Source organism: Actinomadura sp. NPDC000929 (assembly GCF_040492065.1).
In the GTDB taxonomy this organism is placed as follows: domain Bacteria; phylum Actinomycetota; class Actinomycetes; order Streptosporangiales; family Streptosporangiaceae; genus Spirillospora; species Spirillospora verrucosospora.
This window is the reverse complement of sequence record NZ_JBEUPA010000005.1, coordinates 112830-130652: the sequence shown is the minus strand read 5'-3', so window position 1 is coordinate 130652 and position 17823 is coordinate 112830. Positions and strand designations below refer to the sequence as shown.

Sequence of the window (17823 nt, the reverse complement as noted above, 5' to 3'; positions counted from 1 at the left end):
GTCGCGCGGGGCCGTCCGGTCGCCCTGTCTCGTCTGCCACGGCCGCAGTTCTACACCGCGCCGGAGACATTCGCTGATCTTTCGCCCATCCGATCGGCGGGAGGCGGGCGCTGAGCCGGGCACCGGCCGGCGGGCGCCTCCGCCGGCCGGTGCCCGGCGGCTCAGGGGGACGGACGCGACAGCGCGTCCACCGAGACGAGGCCGTGCTCGACGATGTCCACGGCGCGGTCGAGGGCGGTGCGCATGGACAGCGGGTCGTAGCCCTCGCGGCGGCAGTGCGCCACGACCGCCTGCATGCCGCCGACCGCGATGCCCGCCGCGGCCACCGCGTCGATCTCGGAGATGCCGGGGCACAGCTCGCGCAGCAGCGCCTCGATCGCGTCCTGGGCGTCGGTCATGCGCTGGAGCGCCCGGGCGCGCAGGGCGGGGCGCTCCAGGATGAGGGCGACCTGGACCGGGCCGTAGTCGCGGTGCTCGGCCACGATCGCTTCGAGGACGTCCACGATGCTGCGCCGGATGGTCTCCATGGGGGACTCGCCGGGGGTGCGGCGCAGCCGCTCGGCGACCTCGGCGAGCCGGTCGTCGATCTCGGCGAAGATCACGTCTTCCTTGGAGGGGAAGTAGCTGAAGAACGTGCGGGGCGAGACGTCGGCGGCGGCCGCGATGTCGGCGATCGTCGTCTCCTCGTAGCCGCGCTCGGCGAACAGGCGCAGCGCGGCCGTCGCGATGGCCTGCCGCGTGCGCATCTTCTTGCGCTCCCGCAGCCCCGGCCGGCCGTCGTCCTCCACCATGTGACGCACGTTACCATGGCTGCAAAGTTGCATCTATTGCAAAACTGCATGCATTGGGTGTTTTCTGCGGGCATGGCGCGTTTCCTGGAGGCACTCGGACGGCTCTGCGTGCGACGGCGCCGCGCGGTGTTCGAGCTCTGGGTCGCCGTGATGCTCGGCGCGGGCGTCCTCGGCCTGACGCACGGGGGGATGTTCGTCCAGCAGAGCACCCTGCCGGGCACCGAGACCCAGCGCGCCCTCGACACGCTCGGGCAGGACTTCCCCGCGATGACCGGGCCGACCGCGACCGTGGTGTTCCACGAGACGCGCCAGGCCAGTCCCGCCGACTGGAGGGTCGCGCTCACCGTCGGGCAGTCGATCGAGAACATCTCCGAGCTCGACCGGGTCGCGTTCGTCGAGAACCCCTACGCGCAGGGGATGGGCGGGTTGAAGGACGACGCCGCCGTCGTCGTCCGGCTCAACTTCACCGGCACGATGAGCGACGTCGGCCACGCCGACCTCGACGCGCTGAACCGGGCCGTCGAGCCCGCGCGGATGGCCGGGCTGGAGGTGAAGTTCGGCGGGATCGTCGCGATGATCCTCAACCAGCCGAAGGGCGGGCCGCAGGAGGGCGTCGGGATCCTGCTGGCGATGCTGGTGCTGCTGCTGGCGTTCGGCTCGTTCCTCGCCGCGGGAATCCCGATCGTGGTGTCGCTGTGCGGGATGGCGGTGGCGTACTCGCTGATCCACTTCCTGGCGTCGATGTTCCAGATCGCGCCGACCGCGCCGATGGTCGCCGCCATGCTCGGCATCGGCGCCGGGATCGACTACGCCCTGTTCATCGTGACGCGCTACCGGCAGCAGCTCGCCGAGGGCGACGACGCCGAGACCGCGGTCGGGCGCGCCATGGCGCACTCGGGCCACGCGGTCGTGTTCGCCGGCGGTACCGTCGTCTTCGCGATCTGCGGGCTGTTCCTGTCCGGGATCGCCTTCATCGGGCGCATCGGGATCGCCGCCGCGCTGGCCGTCGCCATCATGGTCGCCGCGGCGCTGACCCTGCTCCCGGCGATCCTGGGCGCCCTGGGGCCGCGCATCGACCGGTACCGCCTGCCACGGGTGCGCCCGGACCGCGGCTCCGCCCGCTGGACGGCCTGGGGACGCCACGTCGACCGCCACGCCTGGCCGTACGCGATCGTCGCGACGCTCGTCCTGCTGACGCTGTCCGTGCCGACGCTCAGCCTGCGGTTCGGGGTGATGGCCGACAGCATGTCGTCCCCGAAGATGGAGGCGCGGCAGGCCTACGACATCGTCGCCGAGGAGTTCGGCGCGGGCCACTACAGCCCGTTCGTCGTGGTCGCGAAGGTGCCGGGCGAGGAGAGGCGCGCCAAGCCGAAGCGCGTGGTCCCGACCGTGAAGGGGCGCGAGGGGCTGTCCGGCCTGACGGGTCCGGCGCCGGCGGCCGCGCCGAGCCCCTCCCCGGAGCCGGCCCTTCCCAAGGGGGCGCCGGACACCACCAAGAAGCCCGACAAGCGCGCGGTCCTGCTCGGGCAGGAACTGCGGCAGAAGCTCTCCGAGGTGCCCGGCGTGGTGTTCGCCGGGGAGCCCGTCGTGACCGGCACGACGGCGATCGTGCAGGTTGTCCCCCGGGACGCGCCGCACGCCGCCTCGACCACCGACCTCGTCCACCGCCTGCGGAACGTGGAGATCAGGGAGGTGCGGGACGCGCATCCGGGCGCCCGGATCTACCTCGGCGGGGAGAACCCGGCGATCATCGACATCGCCGCCACGGTCGGGGACCGCATGCCGGCCGTCGTGGTCGCGGTGGTGGGCGTCGCGCTCCTGCTGCTGGTCGTCGCGTTCCGGTCGGTGATCGTCCCGGTGAAGGCCGCGCTGATGAACCTGCTGTCGATCGGCGCGTCGTTCGGCGTCGTCACGGCCGTCTTCCAGTGGGGCTGGGGCGTCGAGCTGTTCGGCGTCGACCAGGCGATCCCCATCATGTCGTTCATCCCGCTGTTCATGTTCGCCCTGATCTTCGGGCTGTCCATGGACTACGAGGTCTTCCTGCTGTCGCGGATCAAGGAGGAGTACGACCGGACGGGAGATCCGCACGAGTCCGTCGTGACCGGCATCGGGGCCACCGCCCGCCTCATCACCTCCGCCGCGCTCATCATGATCTTCGTGTTCGCCAGCTTCGTCCCGCAGCCGGACCCGATGGTGAAGATGATGGCCCTGGGGCTGGCGGTCGCCGTCGCCATGGACGCCACGATCGTGCGCCTCATGCTCGTCCCGGCGCTGATGAGCCTGCTCGGCCATGCCAACTGGTGGTGGCCGGGCCGCTCCCGGCCGGTCGCTCCGCCGCCCCCGCCCCCGCGGCCCGTCCACGAGCAGCTGGAACTGGAGCTCACGACCTGACCGCGGCCCGCTAGGGGATCTGCTCCACGCGGACGCCCGGGACGGACGCGTAGAGGCCGGGCTCGGCGGTGATCAGGGGCCAGCGCCGCCACCGGGCGGACCAGGCGGCCTGGGCGGCGTCCATGCCGAGGTTCGGGATCGTGGTGACGAGCAGGCCGGTCTGCTGGGCGATCACGTCGTCGAGGTCGTCGACGTGCACGACCTGCATGCCGGGGAGGCGCTCCAGCACGGCGCGGCCGTGGTCGGGGACGAGCTGCCAGGCGCGGGCGAGCGACGTCGCGGGGATGACGATGGTGGCGTGCTGGGCGATGGACGCCCGGAGCCGGGCGCGGACGTAGACGGTCTTGCCGGTGGCGAGGTCCAGGAGTGCTGTCGCGTCGAAGACGTGACCGGTGATCACGCGACGTCCCGGCGGGACGAGGGGCCGCCCTCGACCAGCCGGTCGACCATGGCCTGCTCGTCGGGGCTCGGCGGCCCGAACAGGTCGTCGATCGTGGAGGCGTCCCGGAGGTAGGCCAGCTTGAGCCGCGCGCCGTCCGCCAGGAACCCCGACACCGAGGCGATCTTCTTGTCCTCGGCGAGCCCCTGGAGCGTGGCGGCAAGCTCGTCGGGCAGCGTGATGTTGAGTCTCGCCATGGGGCACACGATACACACTCGGAGGCCTTCCAGTGTGTACTCGGGTCGTCCCGGCTCCAGCGGAACGCGGACCGCGGAGTGGGCGGGGGCGCGGTGTCGATCCGGCCGGATGCCGTTCGTGTAGAAGGCGGAACATCGGTATCCGAGGAGGACGGTGAGGACGATGGACGAAGTGCGGACGCTTCTCGACGGCCGCGGACTGGTCGAGTCGCCGCGCTGGCACGGCGACAGGTTGTACTTCTCCGACTGGACGGCGGGCGAGGTCGTCGCGGTGGGGCTGGACGGCGCGCACGAGGTGGTGGCGCGGGTCGCCTCGCTCCCGCTGTGCACCGCGTGGCTGCCGGACGGGCGCATGGTGATCGTCTCCTCGGCGGACGGACGGCTGCTGCGCCGGGAACCCGACGGCTCCCTGGCCGTCCACGCCGACCTCGGCCGGCCGGGCTGGAACGACGTCGTCGCCGACGGGCGCGGCAACGTCTACGTCAACCGGCCCGGCTTCGACCCGATGGCGGGGGAGGAGTTCGCGCCGGGGGCGGTCGCCCTGGTGCGGCCGGACGGCTCCGTGCGCGAGGTGGCGGACGGCATCGCCTTCCCCAACGGCATGGCGGTGACGCCAGGCGACTCCACCCTGATCGTCGCGGACTCCTACGGCGGCAGCCTGGTGGCCTTCGACATCGGCGCGGACGGGGAGCTGTCCGGCCGCCGGACCTGGGCGGACCTCGGCGACGGCGTCCCGGACGGCATCTGCGTCGACGCGGAGGGCGCCGTCTGGTACGCCGACGTCCCCAACCAGCGGTGCGTGCGCGTCGCGGAGGGCGGCGAGGTGCTGCGCACGGTCGGCCTCGACCGCGGCGGCTTCGCCTGCGTCCTGGGCGGGCCGGGCGGGACCACCCTGTTCGTCACGGCCGCCGAATGGCGCGGGATGACCGAGGCCGAGCCGGTGGCGCCCGGCAGCGGCCGGGTGTTCACCGTCGAGGTCGACGTCCCGGGCGCCGGACGGCCCTGACGCCCCCGCCCGGCGGGCGGCGCGGGCTCCGGCGTGGGCACAATCGCCTGCCATGGACATCTACGACGCCATCCACCGCCGCCGCGACGTGCGCGGCGAGTTCACCGGTGCGCCCCTGCCGCGGGACGTCCTCGACCGGGTGCTGGAGGCCGCGCACGCCGCGCCGAGCGTCGGGCTGTCCCAGCCCTGGGACTTCGTGCTCGTGGGAGACCCGGAGATCCGGCGGGCCTTCCACGAGCACGTCCAGTCCGAACGCGCCGCCTTCGCCGCCACCCTGACGGGCGACGCCGCCGAGCGGTTCGCCCGGATCAAGATCGACGGGATCCTGGAGTCCAGCCTGTCGGTCGTGGTCACCTACGATCCCGAGCGCGGCGGCCCGGCGGTCCTCGGGCGGCACACGATCGCCGACGCGGGGCTGTACTCGGTGTGCCTGGCGATCCAGAACCTGTGGCTCGCCGCCACCGCCGAGGGCCTCGGCGTCGGATGGGTGTCGTTCTACCGGGAGCCGCACCTGCGCGACCTGCTCGGCATCCCGGAGACGATCCGCCCGGTCGCCTGGCTCTGCCTCGGCCCCGTCACCCACCTGGAATCCGTTCCCGATCTCGAACGGCACGGCTGGCGGCGGCGCAGGGCACTGGACGCCGCCGTCCACCACGATCGCTGGACGGAGCCGGCGGGCTGACCCGGAGGCGGATCGCCGCGTACGCCAGGAAGGACAGGCCCGCCAGCAGGTAGCAGTTGGCGACCGGGGTCAGGAGGACGTGGAAGCCGTACTCGCGCGGGTCGCCGTTGTGGGGCGTCCACCACAACGGCGAGACGGCGAACACGATGAAGGCGGCCAGGGCGCTCTTCCGGTGGCCGTTCCGGAGGAGCACCGCCAGCGCCGGGACGATCCACACCCAGTGGTGCGCCCAGGAGACCGGGGAGACGAGCAGGCCCGTCGCGCCGGTGACGGCCGTCGCGCTCAGCCAGTCGCCTCGTCGAGCCCAGAGGGCGGCCACCGCGAGGCCGGAGACGGCGATGGCCAGCGGTATCGCCGTGTACCAGTCGCCCACCTCGGCCGTGCCCCGCAACACGCGGGCCAGCGCGCCATAGGGGGACTGGTTGCTGATGTAGGTCACGCCCACGCGAGAGGTGTCGTAGAAGGTGCGCGACCAATAGACGCGGGACGCGTCCGGCGCGATGGCGTAGGCGAGGAAAGTGCAGGCGGCGAAGGTCGCGGTGGCGGTGACCGCGTCCTTCGTCCGCCTGCTCAGCAGGAGCAGCACGACGAAGACGGCCGGCGTCAGTTTGATCGCGGTCGCCACGCCGACGCCGATTCCGGCCGGACGCCCGCGCGCGACCCGACGCAGGTCGGCGAGGACCAGGGCGAGCAGGATCAGGTTGACCTGGCCGAGGAAGAACGACTGCCAGACCGGTTGGAGGAGCAGGCCCGCGGCCACCACCAGGACAAGGGAGATGTCGCGACCGGCCATTCGCACGGTGAGCGCGCACGCCCAGGCGAAGGCCGCCAGCGATGACAGTTGCCACAGCACGCGGGCGAGGGTGAGCGGGAGCGCGGCCAACGGAGTGAACAGCGCGGCCATGAAAGGCGTGTTGGTGAAATAGTGCTCGGCGAGCTGTCCTTGGTAGAGGCGCGCGCCATCCGTCAAGACATGCCCGCCGAGCCGGTAGATGCGGAAATCCAGCGAGTCGTAGACGGCGGAGAAGACGACGATTCCGAGAACTTCGGCGGCCAGAAGGAAAGGTGCCCAGCGCTTCACCCGGGCAACGGTCTCGGCGGAGGCGCCCGCCGCGCATCGGGCCACCGGCCACATTGGCGAAAGGCGCTTGTAGCCTGCGGGATTACGCCTCCGGGCCAATGTGCCGGGACGGGGGCGGCGGTTACGATCGGCGCATGTCAGCCCTGCCGGTGCGCCGCGTGAGCCGCGGCGCAGGGACGGTTCTCGCCTGGAGCGGCGCCGCCGTGTACCCGGTGGTCGTGTTCCTCACGTTCTCCCATGGGAGGTCCGCCTTCCAGCAGCTGGAGATCCCCGTCGCGGCCGGGCTCACGGTCCTCGTGCTGTCCCTGCTGCGGCGGCGGGCTCTCGCCGCGCACGCGATCCTGCTCCTCGCCTGGGTCTTCGCCATGGTGTCGCTGCCGTCCGGGGCGGTCGCCGGCCTGCTGGTCCTCATCACCGACGTCTCGTCCGGATACATCGCGGCGACCCGCCCGCGGAAGGTCTCCGTGCCCGTCGGCGCCGCGACGGGCGTCCTCCAGGCCGCGGCCGTCACCGCCTTCCTGAACGCCGACGAGATCCTGCTGATGACGATCCTGCTGGCGGCGGCCGTCACGTACATGACGGGGAACTCCCTTCGGACGCGGCGCGCGCACGCCGAGGCGATGCGGGAGCAGGCCACCGCGCAGGCCGTCGCGGCCGAGCGGCTCCGGATCGCGCGGGAGCTGCACGACATGGTCGCCCACAGCATCGGGATCATCGCGATCCAGGCGGGCGTGGGCGGGCGGGTCATCGACACCCAGCCCGCCGAGGCCCGCAACGCGCTGGACGCCATCGAGGCCACCAGCCGCGACACCCTGTCGGGGCTGCGCAGGATGCTCACCGCCCTGCGCAGGGACGACCCCGGCGCCGCGCCGCTCGGGCCCGCCCCCGGCCTGGACGACCTCGCCCGCCTCGCCGAGGCCGCGGGGGACGCGGGCGTCGCGGTCGACGTCCGCACGTCGGGCGAGCCGAGGGCGCTGCCGCCGGACGTCGACCTGTCCGCCTACCGGATCGTCCAGGAGGCGGTCACGAACGTCGTCCGGCACGCGGACACCGACCGCTGCCGGGTGACGATCGGCTACGGCGACGGCGAGCTGGCCGTCGAGATCGAGGACGACGGGGCCGGCGGCGTGGTCGGCACCGGATACGGTCTCGTCGGGATGCGGGAGCGGGTCGCCCTGCTGCGCGGCGAGTTCGCCGCGGGCCCGCGGCCCGGCGGGGGGTTCCGGGTGGCGGCGCGGATCCCGGCGCCGGCGGCCGCATGACGATCCGCGTCCTGCTGGCCGACGACCAGCCGCTGATCCGCGCCGGGCTGCGGGTCCTGATCGCCGACACCCCCGACCTGGAGATCGCGGGCGAGGCCGGGACGGGCGCCGAGGCGGTCCGCCTCGCGGCGGACCTGGCCCCGGACGTGGTCGTGATGGACATCCGCATGCCCGACATGGACGGCATCGAGGCCACCCGCCGGATCCGCGGCGCGGGGCCCGGCACCGCCCGCGTGCTGATGCTGACGACCTTCGACGACGACGACTACGTCTACGGCTCGCTCCGGGCGGGCGCCAGCGGCTTCCTCGTCAAGGACATGGCGCTGGAGGAGATCCTCGCGGCGATCCGCGTCGTCGCGGCCGGGGACGCCCTGATCGCGCCGAGCGTCACCCGCCGGCTGATCGAGGAGTTCGCGGCGCGTCCGCGACCGGCCGCGGGGCGCCCCCGGCACGTGGAGGGCGTCACCGAGCGCGAGCGGGAGGTGCTGACCCTGGTCGGGCGCGGCCTGTCCAACCAGGAGATCGCCGCGGAGCTGGTGATCAGCGTGGCCACCGCGAAGGCGCACGTCGCGCGGCTGCTCGCCAAGCTCGCCGCCCGCGACCGCGTCCAGCTCGTCATCATCGCCTACGAGTCCGGCCTCGTCGCGCCCCCTACGGGCGGTAGTACTACCTGACGTGGTCAGTGCGGTGGCCGTCGGATAATCTGGGACGCGTGAAGGGTCTGGGAGAGCTTGAACGCACGGTCATGGAGGTCCTGTGGGCGCGGCAGGAAGCCGGGCACCAGGCGGCCACCGCGCGCGACGTGAGCCGTGCCCTCGCCGACGACCGGGACCTCGCGCACACCACGGTCATGACCGTCCTCGACAGGCTCGCGAAGAAGGGCTTCCTGGAACGCGAGCGCGACGGCCGCGCCTGGCGCTACCACCCGGTGGCGAGCCGCGAGATGTACGTCACCGAGCTGATGCTCGGGGCCCTGAACGAGACCGGTGACCGCGACGCGGCGCTCGCGCACTTCGTCCGCTCCGTGTCGCGGGACGAGATCGACGTGATCCGCCAGACCCTCGCGGGCCTCACCGGTAAGGAACCTCCGGCATGACCGGCACCGCCCTGCTCGCATTGATCTCACTGGGGACCGTCGGCGGGGCGCACCTGCTGTCCCGGGCCCGGTGGACGTGGCGCACGCCCCGGATCGGGATCGCGCTCTGGCAGGCCCTCGGGCTGTGCTGGGGCGTCGCCACGATCGGCGCCCTGCTCGGGCTCGCCCTCCTGCCGTACCGCAAGGGCGTCCTCGGCGGGCTGCCCGGCCTGTACGACGACCAGGCGGCCCGGCTCAACCCGGCGCAGGTGGCGGCCCTGCTCGCCGCGATCAGCCTGACCGGCGTGCTGCTGGTCATGCTGATGTTCGCGGTGCTGCGGGTCGTGCGGGCCCGGCGGCGGCACCGGGCCCTGCTCGCGCTGGTGTCGCGCCGCGACTCCTCGGTGCCCGGCACCCTCGTCCTCGACCACCCCGGCGCCGCGGCGTACTGCGTGCCGGGCGTCCGCTCGTCCAAGGTCGTCGTCAGCGCCGGGACGCTGGAGCTGCTCGACCGCGGCGAGCTGGCCGCGGTGCTCGCGCACGAGCGCGCGCACGCCCGCGAGCGCCACGACCTGGTGCTGCTGCCGTTCGCGTCGCTGCGCCAGGTCTTCCCGCAGTTCCGGCTGGTCGGGCGGTGCCTGGACGCGGTGGAGCTGCTGATCGAGATGGCCGCCGACGACCGCGCCCGGCACGGCCGGCCGCCGCGCGAGCTGGCGACCGCGCTGCTGCGCTTCGCGGCCGCCCGCCCGGCCGCCGCGCCGTCCGGCACGCTCGGCGTCGCCTCCCACAGCGACATCCCGGTGATGGCGCGGGTGAACCGGCTGCTGGAGCCGGAGCCGCTGCCCCGCCGGACCCGCCTCGCCGCGTCGGTCGCCGTCCCGGTCATCGCCGTCCTCCCGCTGCTGCTCCTGGTCCTGCCGCACTAGTCTTTTCGCAGTCCCGGCCCACTTCGCTCGCCTGGCGGCTCGCTGCGTGACCGGGCCTGGGCGAACGCGGCATCGCTTCGCGATCTGCCCGGCTCCGCTCGCCTCCGGCTTCGCTCCACCGGGCAGGTCACGCGTTCGCGCGCGCGGCCAGGGCCACTTCGGGACCGGCCCTGGCCCCGCGGCAGCGCCGCCCGCCCGTGCCGCTAGTCGGCCAGGACCGTGCCGTAGAGGCGGGCGACGCGCAGGCGGATGACCAGCCGTCGGTCCTTCACCATCTGCTCCAGGAACGCCCGCTCGTCCGCCGGGTCGTCGAAGCCCGGCGTCATCGCGAGCAGCTCGCGCCCGGTCGCGTCCCCGGGCTCCTCGCTGACGGCGGACAGCTCCGCGGCGCCCTCGGCGACCGCGAACGACAGGTGGCCGGGGCCGGAGGCGTGCAGGGCGGCGCGCGGGTCGCGCCGGAGCTGCTTCACCTTCGCCCGATCGGCCGTCGTGGAGATCCGCACGACGCGCTCGTCCGGGTCCCACGTGTAGACGACCGTGGAGACGTGGGGGTGGCCGCTCTTCCGGTTCGTGGCGAGGACGCCGAACTGCTGCTCGCCGAGGAGGCGGGACAGCTCGTCCTCGCCGACGGGCTTGGGGCCGGGTCCCTGGCCGGGGCCGTACTCGGTCATCGTGATCTCCTTCAGGTGGTGGTGGGGTCAGACGGTGGTGGGGACGGACTCGACGGGCGCGGCGGCGGCCACCGGCGCCGGGCGGCGGAGGACGAGCAGCGACACCGCGAGCGCGGCGACCAGCAGGCCGGCCGAGACGGTGAACGCCAGGTGGTAGCCGCCGGTGAGGGCGGCGGCGGTGTCCCGCCCGTCCGCCCGCAGGGACTCGACACGGGACGCCGCGAGCGTGGTCATGACCGCGACGCCGAGCGCCATCCCGACCTGCTGGACGGTGTTGAACAGGCCGGACGCCAGGCCCGCGTCCTCGGGACGGGCGCTGGACATGCCGAGCCCGGTCAGGGACGGCAGCACGAGCCCGCCGCCGGCGATCAGCACGAAGACCGGGAGCAGGTCGGTGACGTAGTCCGCGTCCACCGGGACGGTCGTGAGCCAGGCCATCGCGCCGATGAGCAGGACGAGCCCGGCGACCAGCACGAAGCGCTCGCCGAAGCGGTTGGAGAGCCGGGCGGAGGCCAGCAGCGACACCGCGCCGATCGAGACGGCGGCGGGGAGCATCGCGAGGCCGGTGCCGAGCGCGCTGTAGCCGAGGACCTGCTGCATGTAGAGGGCGACGATCACCTGGAACGAGAACATCGCCGACAGGGTCAGCAGCTGGACGACGTAGGCGCCGGACACGTTGCGGGAGCGCAGGATCCGCAGCGGCATCAGCGGGGTCGCGGCGCGGGACTGGCGGACGGCGAACCCGGCGAGCAGCAGCAGCGACACGGCGCCGAGGCCGAGCGTGTGCGCCGAGAGCCAGCCGAACCGCTCGACCTTGACGACCGTGTAGATGCCGAGCATCAGCCCGGACGTGACGAGCGCCGCGCCCACGACGTCGGCGCCGGCGGCCAGGCCGGCGCCCCGGTCGCGGGGGAGCGCGGGGAGGGCGAGCAGCATCACGGCGAGGCCGATCGGCAGGTTGATCAGGAAGATCCAGTGCCAGCTCAGCGCGTCGGTGAGCACGCCGCCGAGCACCTGCCCGATGGAGGCGCCGGCCGCGCCGGTGAAGCTGAACACCCCGATCGCCTTCGTCCGTTCGCGGGGGTCGGCGAACAGCGTCACGAGGATGCCGAGCACGACGGCGGAGGCGAGGGCGCTGCCGACGCCCTGCAGGAACCGGGCGGCGATCAGCAGGCCGGACGAGGTGGCGGCGCCCGCCAGCACCGACGCCGCGGTGAAGACGGCGTTCCCGGCGAGGAACAGCGTGCGGCGGCCGACGAGGTCGCCGAGCCGTCCGGCGAGGAGCAGCAGGCCGCCGAGGGGGATCAGGTAGGCGTTCATGATCCAGCTGAGCCCGGCGGGCGAGAAGCCGAGGTCGTCCTGGATGGCGGGGGCGGCGACCGTGACGATGCTGCCGTCGAGGATGGTCATCAGCATCGTGGCCGACAGCACGCCGAGCGCCGCCCATCGGGAGCGGAGCGGGGAGAGCGAGAGGGAGGGCATTGGTCATCTCCTGTCGGGAGGTACAGGAGAGACCGTAGCAGATAGTTTTGTTACAGACGATCTGGGACGGGCTTATTTCTGGCGCTCGCGGGCCCGCCGGGCCGGCGCCGACGCCTCCGGCGGGGTGGCCAGATGCCCGGTGACCAGGGTGTTCAGTGCGCGGACGAGAGCCTCGCGCTGGTCGTCCGGCAGCGAGCCGAGGGCCGCCGCGTGGACGCCGTCCACGATCTCCTGGCTGCGGGCGGCGACCCGCGCGCCCTCCTCGGTGACGGCGATGATCCGGGCCCGCCGGTCCCGGGACGAGGGGCGCCGCTCGGCGAGCCCGGCCTTCTCCAGCGCGTCCACGGTCACGACCATGGTGGTCTTGTCCATGTCGCCGATCTCGGCGAGCTGGATCTGGGTGCGCTCCTCCTCCAGCGCGTGCACCAGGACGCAGTGCATGCGCGGCGTCAGCCCGATCTCCGCGAGCGCCGCGGTCATGCGGCCGCGCAGCACGTGGCTGGTGTGGTCGAGCAGGAAGGACAGGTCCGTCTGCGTGCGGGCGGGGGCCATCGAGGTCATGCGCCCAGCCTACCCAAGATGGTTCCGTTCTAGATTATCTGGCAGCCCGCACATCCGATGGAGTAGCATCGAGGGGTGAAGCGCACCGCATGTCTCGGCTGGTGGCCGTCCTAGGACGGCCACAACGACGCATGCGATCGGGCCGTCCGCTGGACGGCCCTTTCTCCTCCTCGGCGAACCGGGACCGGACCGGCGGACGGCCGGACCCGACGAGGAGGACCCCATGGACACCACCCCTGAAGCCCGCAGCCGCGAGCTGGAAGAACGCATCGCGGTCGACCCCGGAGCCTTCCGGATCCTGACCGGCGACCGCCCCACCGGCCCGCTGCACCTCGGGCACTACTTCGGCACCCTGGCCAACCGGGTGCGGCTCCAGCGCGCGGGCGTGGAGCTGTTCGTCCTCGTGGCCGACTACCAGGTGCTCACCGACCGGGACGTCGCCGACCACCTGTCGGAGTACGTCGAGGGCCTGGTCGCCGACTACCTCGCGGCGGGGATCGACCCGGCCAAGGCGACGATCTTCCGGCACAGCTCCGTCCCCGCGCTGAACCAGCTCATGCTGCCGTTCCTGTCGCTGGTGTCGATCGCGGAGCTGAGCCGCAACCCCACGGTGAAGGACGAGATCGCGACGTCCCGGCAGGCGGCCGTCAGCGGGCTGATGTTCACCTACCCCGTCCACCAGGCCGCCGACATCCTGTTCTGCAAGGCCAACCTGGTGCCCGTCGGCCGGGACCAGCTCCCGCACCAGGAGATCACCCGGACCGTCGCGCGCCGCTTCAACGAGCGCTACGGGCCCGTCTTCCCGGTGCCGGACGCCCTGCTGTCGTCCGCGCCGCTCCTGCTCGGAACCGACGGCCGCAAGATGAGCAAGAGCCGCGGCAACGCCGTCGCGCTCTCCGCCACCGAGGACGAGACGGCGCGGCTGATCAGGCGGGCCGTGACCGACGCCGACCGGACCATCGCCTACGCGCCCGAGACCCGCCCGGAGGTCTCCGGGCTGGTGCTGCTCGCCGCGCTCTGCCAGGACCGCGACCCGCACGCCGTCGCCGCCGAGATCGGCGACGGCGGCTCGGCGGCGCTGAAGAAGGTCGTGACCGACTCGGTGAACGAGTTCCTGCGCCCGATCCGCGCCCGCCGCGCCGAGCTGGCCGCCGACCGCGCGTACCTGCGCCAGGTCCTTGCGGAGGGAGACGAGCGCGCCAACGCGATCGCGGACCGCACGCTGGCGGAGGTCAGGGAGGCGATGGCGTCGTGAGGAGCGGGGCGCCCTAGCGGGGGGCGAGGCCGTTGAGGACGGTCGCGACGAGGTCGTCCACGACGTCCGGTGACACGCGGTGCGCGAGGCCCTGGCCCTGGAACAGCACCGACAGCACCGGCTCGTGGCACGCGCCGACGATCAGGGAGGCCGCCGCCTCGACCCGGGCCTGCGGGGCGAGGCGGCCGAGGTCGCGCTCGCCGCGCAGGTAGGCGGCGAGCCGGTCCCTCCAGGTGTCGCCCCCGCCGCTCAGCGCCGCGAACCGGGCGAGGACGGCCGGGTGCCCGACCAGCCCGGCCAGCGCGGGCAGCACCCCGTCGTGCAGGGCGAGACCGTACGCCACGTACGCGCGCAGGTTCTCCTCGACCGTGCCGGCGCCGGGCTCGGGCAAGGGGCCGAGCGGCCGTGCGACCGACTCGGCGTGCGCCCGCAGCGCGTGCGCGAGCAGCTCCTCCTTGTCGGCGAAGTGGTTGTAGAGGACGCCGTCGGCGACGCCGGCCTCCCGCGCGATCGCCCGGACGGTCAGGCCCGCCGTCCCGCGCTCGGCGATCATCCGCTCGGCCGTGGCGATCAGGTGGTCGCGCAGGGTGCGGTCGCCGGCGCCCAGCGCCGCCGCTCTTCGAGGTGACATCACCCCGCATCGTAATGAGCGGCCCCGGACCCGTGCGCGGCGAGTCCGGGCGGGGGCCGCCGCCCGGTGGCGCGCCTCATCGCCGTGCCGTGACCAGCCACGCGGTGGCGCGCAGGCGGACGGCGCCGTCGCGCTCGAAGGAGCGCATCGCCTCGACGAGGGCGTCGCGCACCTCCTCGCCCGCGCCGTAGTTGTGGCGGATCGGCCCCCACCCGGCGAAGAACTCCCCGGCGTCGCGGGCGTCCCGTCCCCAGACCTGTTCGGCCTCGACCCTGCGGCTGGACACGTCGTGGAAACCCGCGCCGCCGAGAACCTCCTCGACGCGGTCGGGGTCGGAGAGCGACAGCGGGCCGCCGTGCCCGACGGGCGGACGGTCGAGGGGCGGGAGCGCGGCCGCGAGGGCGGCCATGTCGCTCTCGGCGGGGGGCGTCATGCACAGGAACGCCAGCCGGCCGCCCTCGCGCAGGGCCCGCCGGACGTTGCCGAACGCGGCGACCGGGTCGGTGAAGAACATGATCCCGAACCGGCTGAGGGCGACGTCGAAGCCGGCCGCGGGGAACGGGTGCACCTGCGCGTCGCCCCGCTCGAACGCCACGTTCGCGACGCCCTCCCTCCCGGCGAGGGAGCGGGCGCGGGCGAGCATCGGCCGGGACAGGTCGACGCCCGTCGCGCTGCCGAGGGACGCCCGCCTCGCCGCGAGCCGGGTGATCTGCCCGTTCCCGCAGCCGATGTCGAGGACCCGGTCGCGCGGCCCGATCCGCGCCGCCTCCAGCAGGGCGTCGTTGAACCCGCCGTTCATGGCGTCGTACCGGTCGTGGTTCTCGGCCCAGTGCTCGCCCTCGTACCCGTTCCACGCCTCCGCCTGGTGGGTGTTGACGATCTCCGTCATCCGGCCTCCTTCATGTGAACACTTGTTCATGAACGTGTGTTCATAATGGAGGCGGACGGCGGCCGGGTCAAGGCCGCCGGTTCCCAGACGTAGAACGGAATTCTTCGTTCCGCTAGGATGGCGGGCATGGAGACGGCACGAGAGCCCATGAGCGGGCGGAAGGCACAGGCCGCCCGCAACGACGAGCTGATCAAGGAGGCGGCGCGGGCGGTGTTCACCGCCGACCCCGGAGCGCCGATCTCGGCGGTGGCCGAGCACGCCGGGGTGGGGATCAGCGCGCTGTACCGGCGGTACAAGAGCAAGGAGGACCTGCTCCAGAAGCTGGCCGACGAGGGCATGGACCGCTACCTCGCCGAGGTGGAGGCGGCCCTGGACGACGACGGCGACGCGTGGGAGGCGTTCGCCGCGTTCATGCGCCGCTGCCTGGACATCGGAGCGGGCTCGCTCACCATGCGGCTGGCGGGCGGCTTCGAGGTCACCGAGGACATGAGCCGCAAGGGCCGGGAGATCCACGTCGCGACGCGGCGGCTGCTGGAGCGCACCCGGGAGGCGGGCGCGCTGCGCCCCGGGATCGAGGTCGGCGACGTCTCGGTGATCCTCGAACACCTGCACGGCATCCGGATCGGGGACGACGAGCGGATGAACCGGCTGCGGCACCGCTACCTGGCGCTGTTCCTGGACGCCCTGAACCTCGCGGACCGGCCGGAACCGCCCGGTCCCGCGCCGAGCTGGCAGGAGCTGGTCACCCGCTATGACGACTGAGCTGGGACGACGCGCGCTCAACCGCGCACTGCTGGCCCGCCAGCTCCTGCTGGAGCGGCACGCCATGCCCGCGCTGGAGGCGATCGAGCATCTGGTCGGCCTGCAGGCGCAGGCCCCGAACCCGCCCCACATCGGGCTGTGGACGCGGCTCGCGGACTACGCGCTCGACGAGGCCGGGGAGCTGATCGCCGACCGCCGGGCGCTGCGGATGGTCCTGATGCGCGGGACGCTGCACCTGGTCAGCGCCCGCGACGCCCGCGCGCTGCGGCCGATCACCCAGGTCATCCTCGACAACTATCTGAAGGCGCGGGCGGCCGAACTGGGGCACCTCGACCTGGAGGCCGTCACGGCGTGGGCGCGGGCCCTGCTGGAGGAGGAGCCGCGCTCCGACAAGGATCTGCGCGCGCTGCTGGCCGAACGGTGGCCGGACGAGGACCCGGCGCTATTGGCGTGGGCCGTCCGCTGCCGGCTGCCGCTCGTGCAGGTCCCGCCGCGGGGGATATGGGGCTCGTCCGGGACCGCCCGGCACACGACGCTGGAGAACTGGCTCGGACCCGCGGCGCCCGACCCGTCCCTGGACGACCTCGTGCGGCGCTACCTGGGGGCGTTCGGGCCCGCGAGCGTCCAGGACGTCCAGCAGTGGGCCGGGCTCACGCGCCTCGGCGAGGTCGTCGAGCGGCTCGGGCCGGAGCTGGTGACCTTCCGCGACGAGAACGGCAGGACGCTGTACGACCTGCCGGACGCGCCGCGCCCCGGTCCCGGCGCGGAGGCGCCGGTCCGGTTCGTCCCCGACTTCGACAACCTGCTGCTGTCCCACGCCGACCGGGCGCGGATCATCTCCGAGGAGCACCGCAGGCGCGTCTTCACCGTCAACGGCATCATCCGCGCGACGTTCCTCGTGGACGGCTTCGTCCACGGCATGTGGAAGATCGAGAAGGCGCGCGGCGAGGCGGTCCTGCGGATCGAGCCGTTCGCCCCCGTCCCGGCGCCGGAGCGCGCCGCGCTGGAGGAGGAGGGCATGCGCCTGCTCGCCGCCGCGCACCCCAAGGCGAAGTCGCACGGCGTGGAGTTCGTCTAGCCCTCGCGGGCGCACGGCGCCTCGCGGTTCGGGTCGAGGGATCCCAGGAGGGCGTGCAGGATCTCGCGGTAGGCCAGCATCTGCTCGCGGGTGAGCGGGTCGAACAGGTGGCGCCTGACCTCGGCGACGTGGCCCGGCGCCGCCTTCGCGAGGACGGCGAAGCCCTCGTCGGTGAGGTGGGCGATCGTGGTGCGCCGGTCGGCGGCGGGCTTGCACCGGCTCACCCAGCCGGCCTCCTCCAGCCGGTTCACCGCGTGCGACAGGCGGCTCGGGGACGAGTGGACGATCTCGGCGAGCTCGGTCATCGTCAGCGCGCGGCCGGGCGCCTCCGACAGCATCGCCAGGATCATGTAGTAGGCGTGCGGCAGGCCCGAGTCGCGCTGGAGCTGGCGGTCGAGCGCCTCGCCGAGCAGCCGGGACGTCCACAGGAAGGCGCGCCAGGTCTCCTGCTCGTCGTCGTCGAGCCAGCGCGGCTCGGCCGTCGTCCCGCCGGTCGCCTCGCCGGTGGTCTCGCCGGTCATCGTCTCGTCGGTCGTCGTCCCGTCGCCGGTCATCGTCTCGGCCATGCCTCCACTCTACCCGGCATTTGAACCCTCAAGACTTGAAAGTTCAATGATGTCGAGTATGGTTGAACTCTCAAGTAA

General features: G+C 73.3%; 20 protein-coding genes. 10 read left to right on the top strand and 10 right to left on the bottom strand.

Annotated features, from left to right (window positions below; all coding sequences use genetic code 11):
- Positions 1-161: 161 nt before the first annotated feature.
- On the bottom strand, positions 162-791 hold the full coding sequence (locus ABWI04_RS03645; RefSeq protein ID WP_345172931.1) for a TetR family transcriptional regulator: 630 nt from the start codon (positions 789-791) through the stop codon (positions 162-164).
- Positions 792-863: 72 nt separating this feature from the next.
- On the opposite strand from ABWI04_RS03645, the gene ABWI04_RS03640 reads away from it, so the two are divergent.
- Complete coding sequence (locus ABWI04_RS03640) at positions 864-3182, top strand: MMPL family transporter (RefSeq protein ID WP_353831406.1); 2319 nt, start codon at positions 864-866, stop codon at positions 3180-3182.
- 10 nt (positions 3183-3192) lie between these two features.
- On the opposite strand, the gene ABWI04_RS03635 is transcribed toward ABWI04_RS03640, so the two are convergent.
- Both ABWI04_RS03635 and ABWI04_RS03630 read right to left on the bottom strand, forming a co-directional pair.
- Entirely contained in the window at positions 3193-3582 is a 390-nt protein-coding gene (locus ABWI04_RS03635; protein ID WP_185031584.1) for a hypothetical protein, read from the bottom strand.
- Complete coding sequence (locus ABWI04_RS03630; RefSeq protein ID WP_149263024.1) at positions 3579-3818, bottom strand: ribbon-helix-helix domain-containing protein; 240 nt, start codon at positions 3816-3818, stop codon at positions 3579-3581. Before ABWI04_RS03630 ends, ABWI04_RS03635 begins: the two co-directional genes overlap by 4 nt.
- A 163-nt stretch (positions 3819-3981) precedes the next feature.
- On the opposite strand from ABWI04_RS03630, the gene ABWI04_RS03625 reads away from it, so the two are divergent.
- On the top strand, positions 3982-4824 hold the full coding sequence (locus ABWI04_RS03625) for an SMP-30/gluconolactonase/LRE family protein (protein ID WP_353831405.1): 843 nt from the start codon (positions 3982-3984) through the stop codon (positions 4822-4824).
- A 52-nt stretch (positions 4825-4876) separates the two neighbouring features.
- Positions 4877-5506, top strand: a complete 630-nt coding sequence (gene bluB / locus ABWI04_RS03620) for a 5,6-dimethylbenzimidazole synthase (protein WP_353831404.1) — start codon at positions 4877-4879, stop codon at positions 5504-5506.
- Here the strand turns inward: bluB and ABWI04_RS03615 are convergent.
- The gene (locus ABWI04_RS03615; RefSeq protein WP_353831403.1) at positions 5400-6587 is read right to left on the bottom strand and encodes a glycosyltransferase 87 family protein; all 1188 of its coding nucleotides are present in this window, start codon (positions 6585-6587) and stop codon (positions 5400-5402) included. The genes bluB and ABWI04_RS03615 overlap by 107 nt on opposite strands.
- A 134-nt stretch (positions 6588-6721) precedes the next feature.
- On the opposite strand from ABWI04_RS03615, the gene ABWI04_RS03610 reads away from it, so the two are divergent.
- From ABWI04_RS03610 to ABWI04_RS03595, 4 genes are read left to right on the top strand one after another with little or no spacing between them, the layout of a single operon-like run.
- A complete protein-coding gene (locus ABWI04_RS03610; protein WP_345172946.1) occupies positions 6722-7849 on the top strand; it encodes a sensor histidine kinase in 1128 nt (375 codons plus the stop codon).
- Entirely contained in the window at positions 7846-8523 is a 678-nt protein-coding gene (locus ABWI04_RS03605; RefSeq protein WP_345172948.1) for a response regulator, read from the top strand. The genes ABWI04_RS03610 and ABWI04_RS03605 overlap by 4 nt, the downstream gene beginning before the upstream one ends.
- Before the next feature lie 38 nt (positions 8524-8561).
- Positions 8562-8945, top strand: coding sequence for a BlaI/MecI/CopY family transcriptional regulator (locus ABWI04_RS03600; protein ID WP_345172950.1), 384 nt, complete (start codon positions 8562-8564; stop codon positions 8943-8945).
- A complete protein-coding gene (locus tag ABWI04_RS03595; protein ID WP_345172952.1) occupies positions 8942-9850 on the top strand; it encodes a M56 family metallopeptidase in 909 nt (302 codons plus the stop codon). The genes ABWI04_RS03600 and ABWI04_RS03595 overlap by 4 nt, the downstream gene beginning before the upstream one ends.
- Before the next feature lie 203 nt (positions 9851-10053).
- Here the strand turns inward: ABWI04_RS03595 and ABWI04_RS03590 are convergent, their stop codons facing one another.
- From ABWI04_RS03590 to ABWI04_RS03580, 3 genes are all read right to left on the bottom strand, one after another.
- Positions 10054-10521, bottom strand: a complete 468-nt coding sequence (locus tag ABWI04_RS03590) for a pyridoxamine 5'-phosphate oxidase family protein (protein WP_345172955.1) — start codon at positions 10519-10521, stop codon at positions 10054-10056.
- A gap of 27 nt (positions 10522-10548) precedes the next feature.
- Positions 10549-12003, bottom strand: a complete 1455-nt coding sequence (locus tag ABWI04_RS03585) for an MFS transporter (protein WP_353831402.1) — start codon at positions 12001-12003, stop codon at positions 10549-10551.
- 72 nt (positions 12004-12075) lie between these two features.
- Positions 12076-12564 (bottom strand): MarR family winged helix-turn-helix transcriptional regulator, encoded by a 489-nt coding sequence (locus tag ABWI04_RS03580; protein ID WP_345172959.1) that lies wholly within the window; start codon positions 12562-12564, stop codon positions 12076-12078.
- 223 nt (positions 12565-12787) lie between these two features.
- On the opposite strand from ABWI04_RS03580, the gene trpS reads away from it, so the two are divergent.
- Positions 12788-13819, top strand: coding sequence for a tryptophan--tRNA ligase (gene trpS / locus ABWI04_RS03575; RefSeq protein ID WP_353831401.1), 1032 nt, complete (start codon positions 12788-12790; stop codon positions 13817-13819).
- Positions 13820-13832: 13 nt separating this feature from the next.
- Here trpS and ABWI04_RS03570 read toward each other — a convergent pair whose 3' ends face one another.
- Together ABWI04_RS03570 and ABWI04_RS03565 are read right to left on the bottom strand one after the other, a co-directional pair.
- Positions 13833-14450, bottom strand: coding sequence for a TetR/AcrR family transcriptional regulator (locus ABWI04_RS03570; RefSeq protein WP_345172964.1), 618 nt, complete (start codon positions 14448-14450; stop codon positions 13833-13835).
- Between the two features lie 76 nt (positions 14451-14526).
- Positions 14527-15339, bottom strand: coding sequence for a class I SAM-dependent methyltransferase (locus tag ABWI04_RS03565; RefSeq protein WP_353831400.1), 813 nt, complete (start codon positions 15337-15339; stop codon positions 14527-14529).
- Between the two features lie 126 nt (positions 15340-15465).
- Here ABWI04_RS03565 and ABWI04_RS03560 point away from each other — a divergent pair, with 126 nt between their 5' ends.
- Complete coding sequence (locus ABWI04_RS03560; RefSeq protein ID WP_345172970.1) at positions 15466-16101, top strand: TetR/AcrR family transcriptional regulator; 636 nt, start codon at positions 15466-15468, stop codon at positions 16099-16101.
- On the top strand, positions 16091-17179 hold the full coding sequence (locus ABWI04_RS03555; protein ID WP_353831399.1) for a winged helix DNA-binding domain-containing protein: 1089 nt from the start codon (positions 16091-16093) through the stop codon (positions 17177-17179). Before ABWI04_RS03560 ends, ABWI04_RS03555 begins: the two co-directional genes overlap by 11 nt.
- Here the strand turns inward: ABWI04_RS03555 and ABWI04_RS03550 are convergent.
- Positions 17176-17700, bottom strand: a complete 525-nt coding sequence (locus tag ABWI04_RS03550; protein ID WP_345173123.1) for a MarR family winged helix-turn-helix transcriptional regulator — start codon at positions 17698-17700, stop codon at positions 17176-17178. The genes ABWI04_RS03555 and ABWI04_RS03550 overlap by 4 nt on opposite strands.
- Positions 17701-17823 lie beyond the last annotated feature (123 nt).

Excerpts from the sequence above, each read along its gene's own strand:
- ABWI04_RS03550 (WP_345173123.1), bottom strand. The coding sequence starts at position 17,700 with ATGACCGGCGAGACCACCGGCGAGGCGACCGGCGGGACGACGGCCGAG.
- ABWI04_RS03595 (WP_345172952.1), top strand. The coding sequence starts at position 8,942 with ATGACCGGCACCGCCCTGCTCGCATTGATCTCACTGGGGACCGTCGGC.
- ABWI04_RS03625 (WP_353831405.1), top strand. The coding sequence starts at position 3,982 with ATGGACGAAGTGCGGACGCTTCTCGACGGCCGCGGACTGGTCGAGTCG.
- ABWI04_RS03585 (WP_353831402.1), bottom strand. The coding sequence starts at position 12,003 with ATGCCCTCCCTCTCGCTCTCCCCGCTCCGCTCCCGATGGGCGGCGCTC.
- ABWI04_RS03565 (WP_353831400.1), bottom strand. The coding sequence starts at position 15,339 with ATGACGGAGATCGTCAACACCCACCAGGCGGAGGCGTGGAACGGGTAC.
- ABWI04_RS03630 (WP_149263024.1), bottom strand. The coding sequence starts at position 3,818 with ATGGCGAGACTCAACATCACGCTGCCCGACGAGCTTGCCGCCACGCTC.
- ABWI04_RS03610 (WP_345172946.1), top strand. The coding sequence starts at position 6,722 with ATGTCAGCCCTGCCGGTGCGCCGCGTGAGCCGCGGCGCAGGGACGGTT.
- ABWI04_RS03580 (WP_345172959.1), bottom strand. The coding sequence starts at position 12,564 with ATGACCTCGATGGCCCCCGCCCGCACGCAGACGGACCTGTCCTTCCTG.
- ABWI04_RS03645 (WP_345172931.1), bottom strand. The coding sequence starts at position 791 with ATGGTGGAGGACGACGGCCGGCCGGGGCTGCGGGAGCGCAAGAAGATG.
- ABWI04_RS03590 (WP_345172955.1), bottom strand. The coding sequence starts at position 10,521 with ATGACCGAGTACGGCCCCGGCCAGGGACCCGGCCCCAAGCCCGTCGGC.
- ABWI04_RS03640 (WP_353831406.1), top strand. The coding sequence starts at position 864 with ATGGCGCGTTTCCTGGAGGCACTCGGACGGCTCTGCGTGCGACGGCGC.
- trpS (WP_353831401.1), top strand. The coding sequence starts at position 12,788 with ATGGACACCACCCCTGAAGCCCGCAGCCGCGAGCTGGAAGAACGCATC.
- ABWI04_RS03560 (WP_345172970.1), top strand. The coding sequence starts at position 15,466 with ATGGAGACGGCACGAGAGCCCATGAGCGGGCGGAAGGCACAGGCCGCC.
- bluB (WP_353831404.1), top strand. The coding sequence starts at position 4,877 with ATGGACATCTACGACGCCATCCACCGCCGCCGCGACGTGCGCGGCGAG.
- ABWI04_RS03555 (WP_353831399.1), top strand. The coding sequence starts at position 16,091 with ATGACGACTGAGCTGGGACGACGCGCGCTCAACCGCGCACTGCTGGCC.
- ABWI04_RS03570 (WP_345172964.1), bottom strand. The coding sequence starts at position 14,450 with ATGTCACCTCGAAGAGCGGCGGCGCTGGGCGCCGGCGACCGCACCCTG.
- ABWI04_RS03605 (WP_345172948.1), top strand. The coding sequence starts at position 7,846 with ATGACGATCCGCGTCCTGCTGGCCGACGACCAGCCGCTGATCCGCGCC.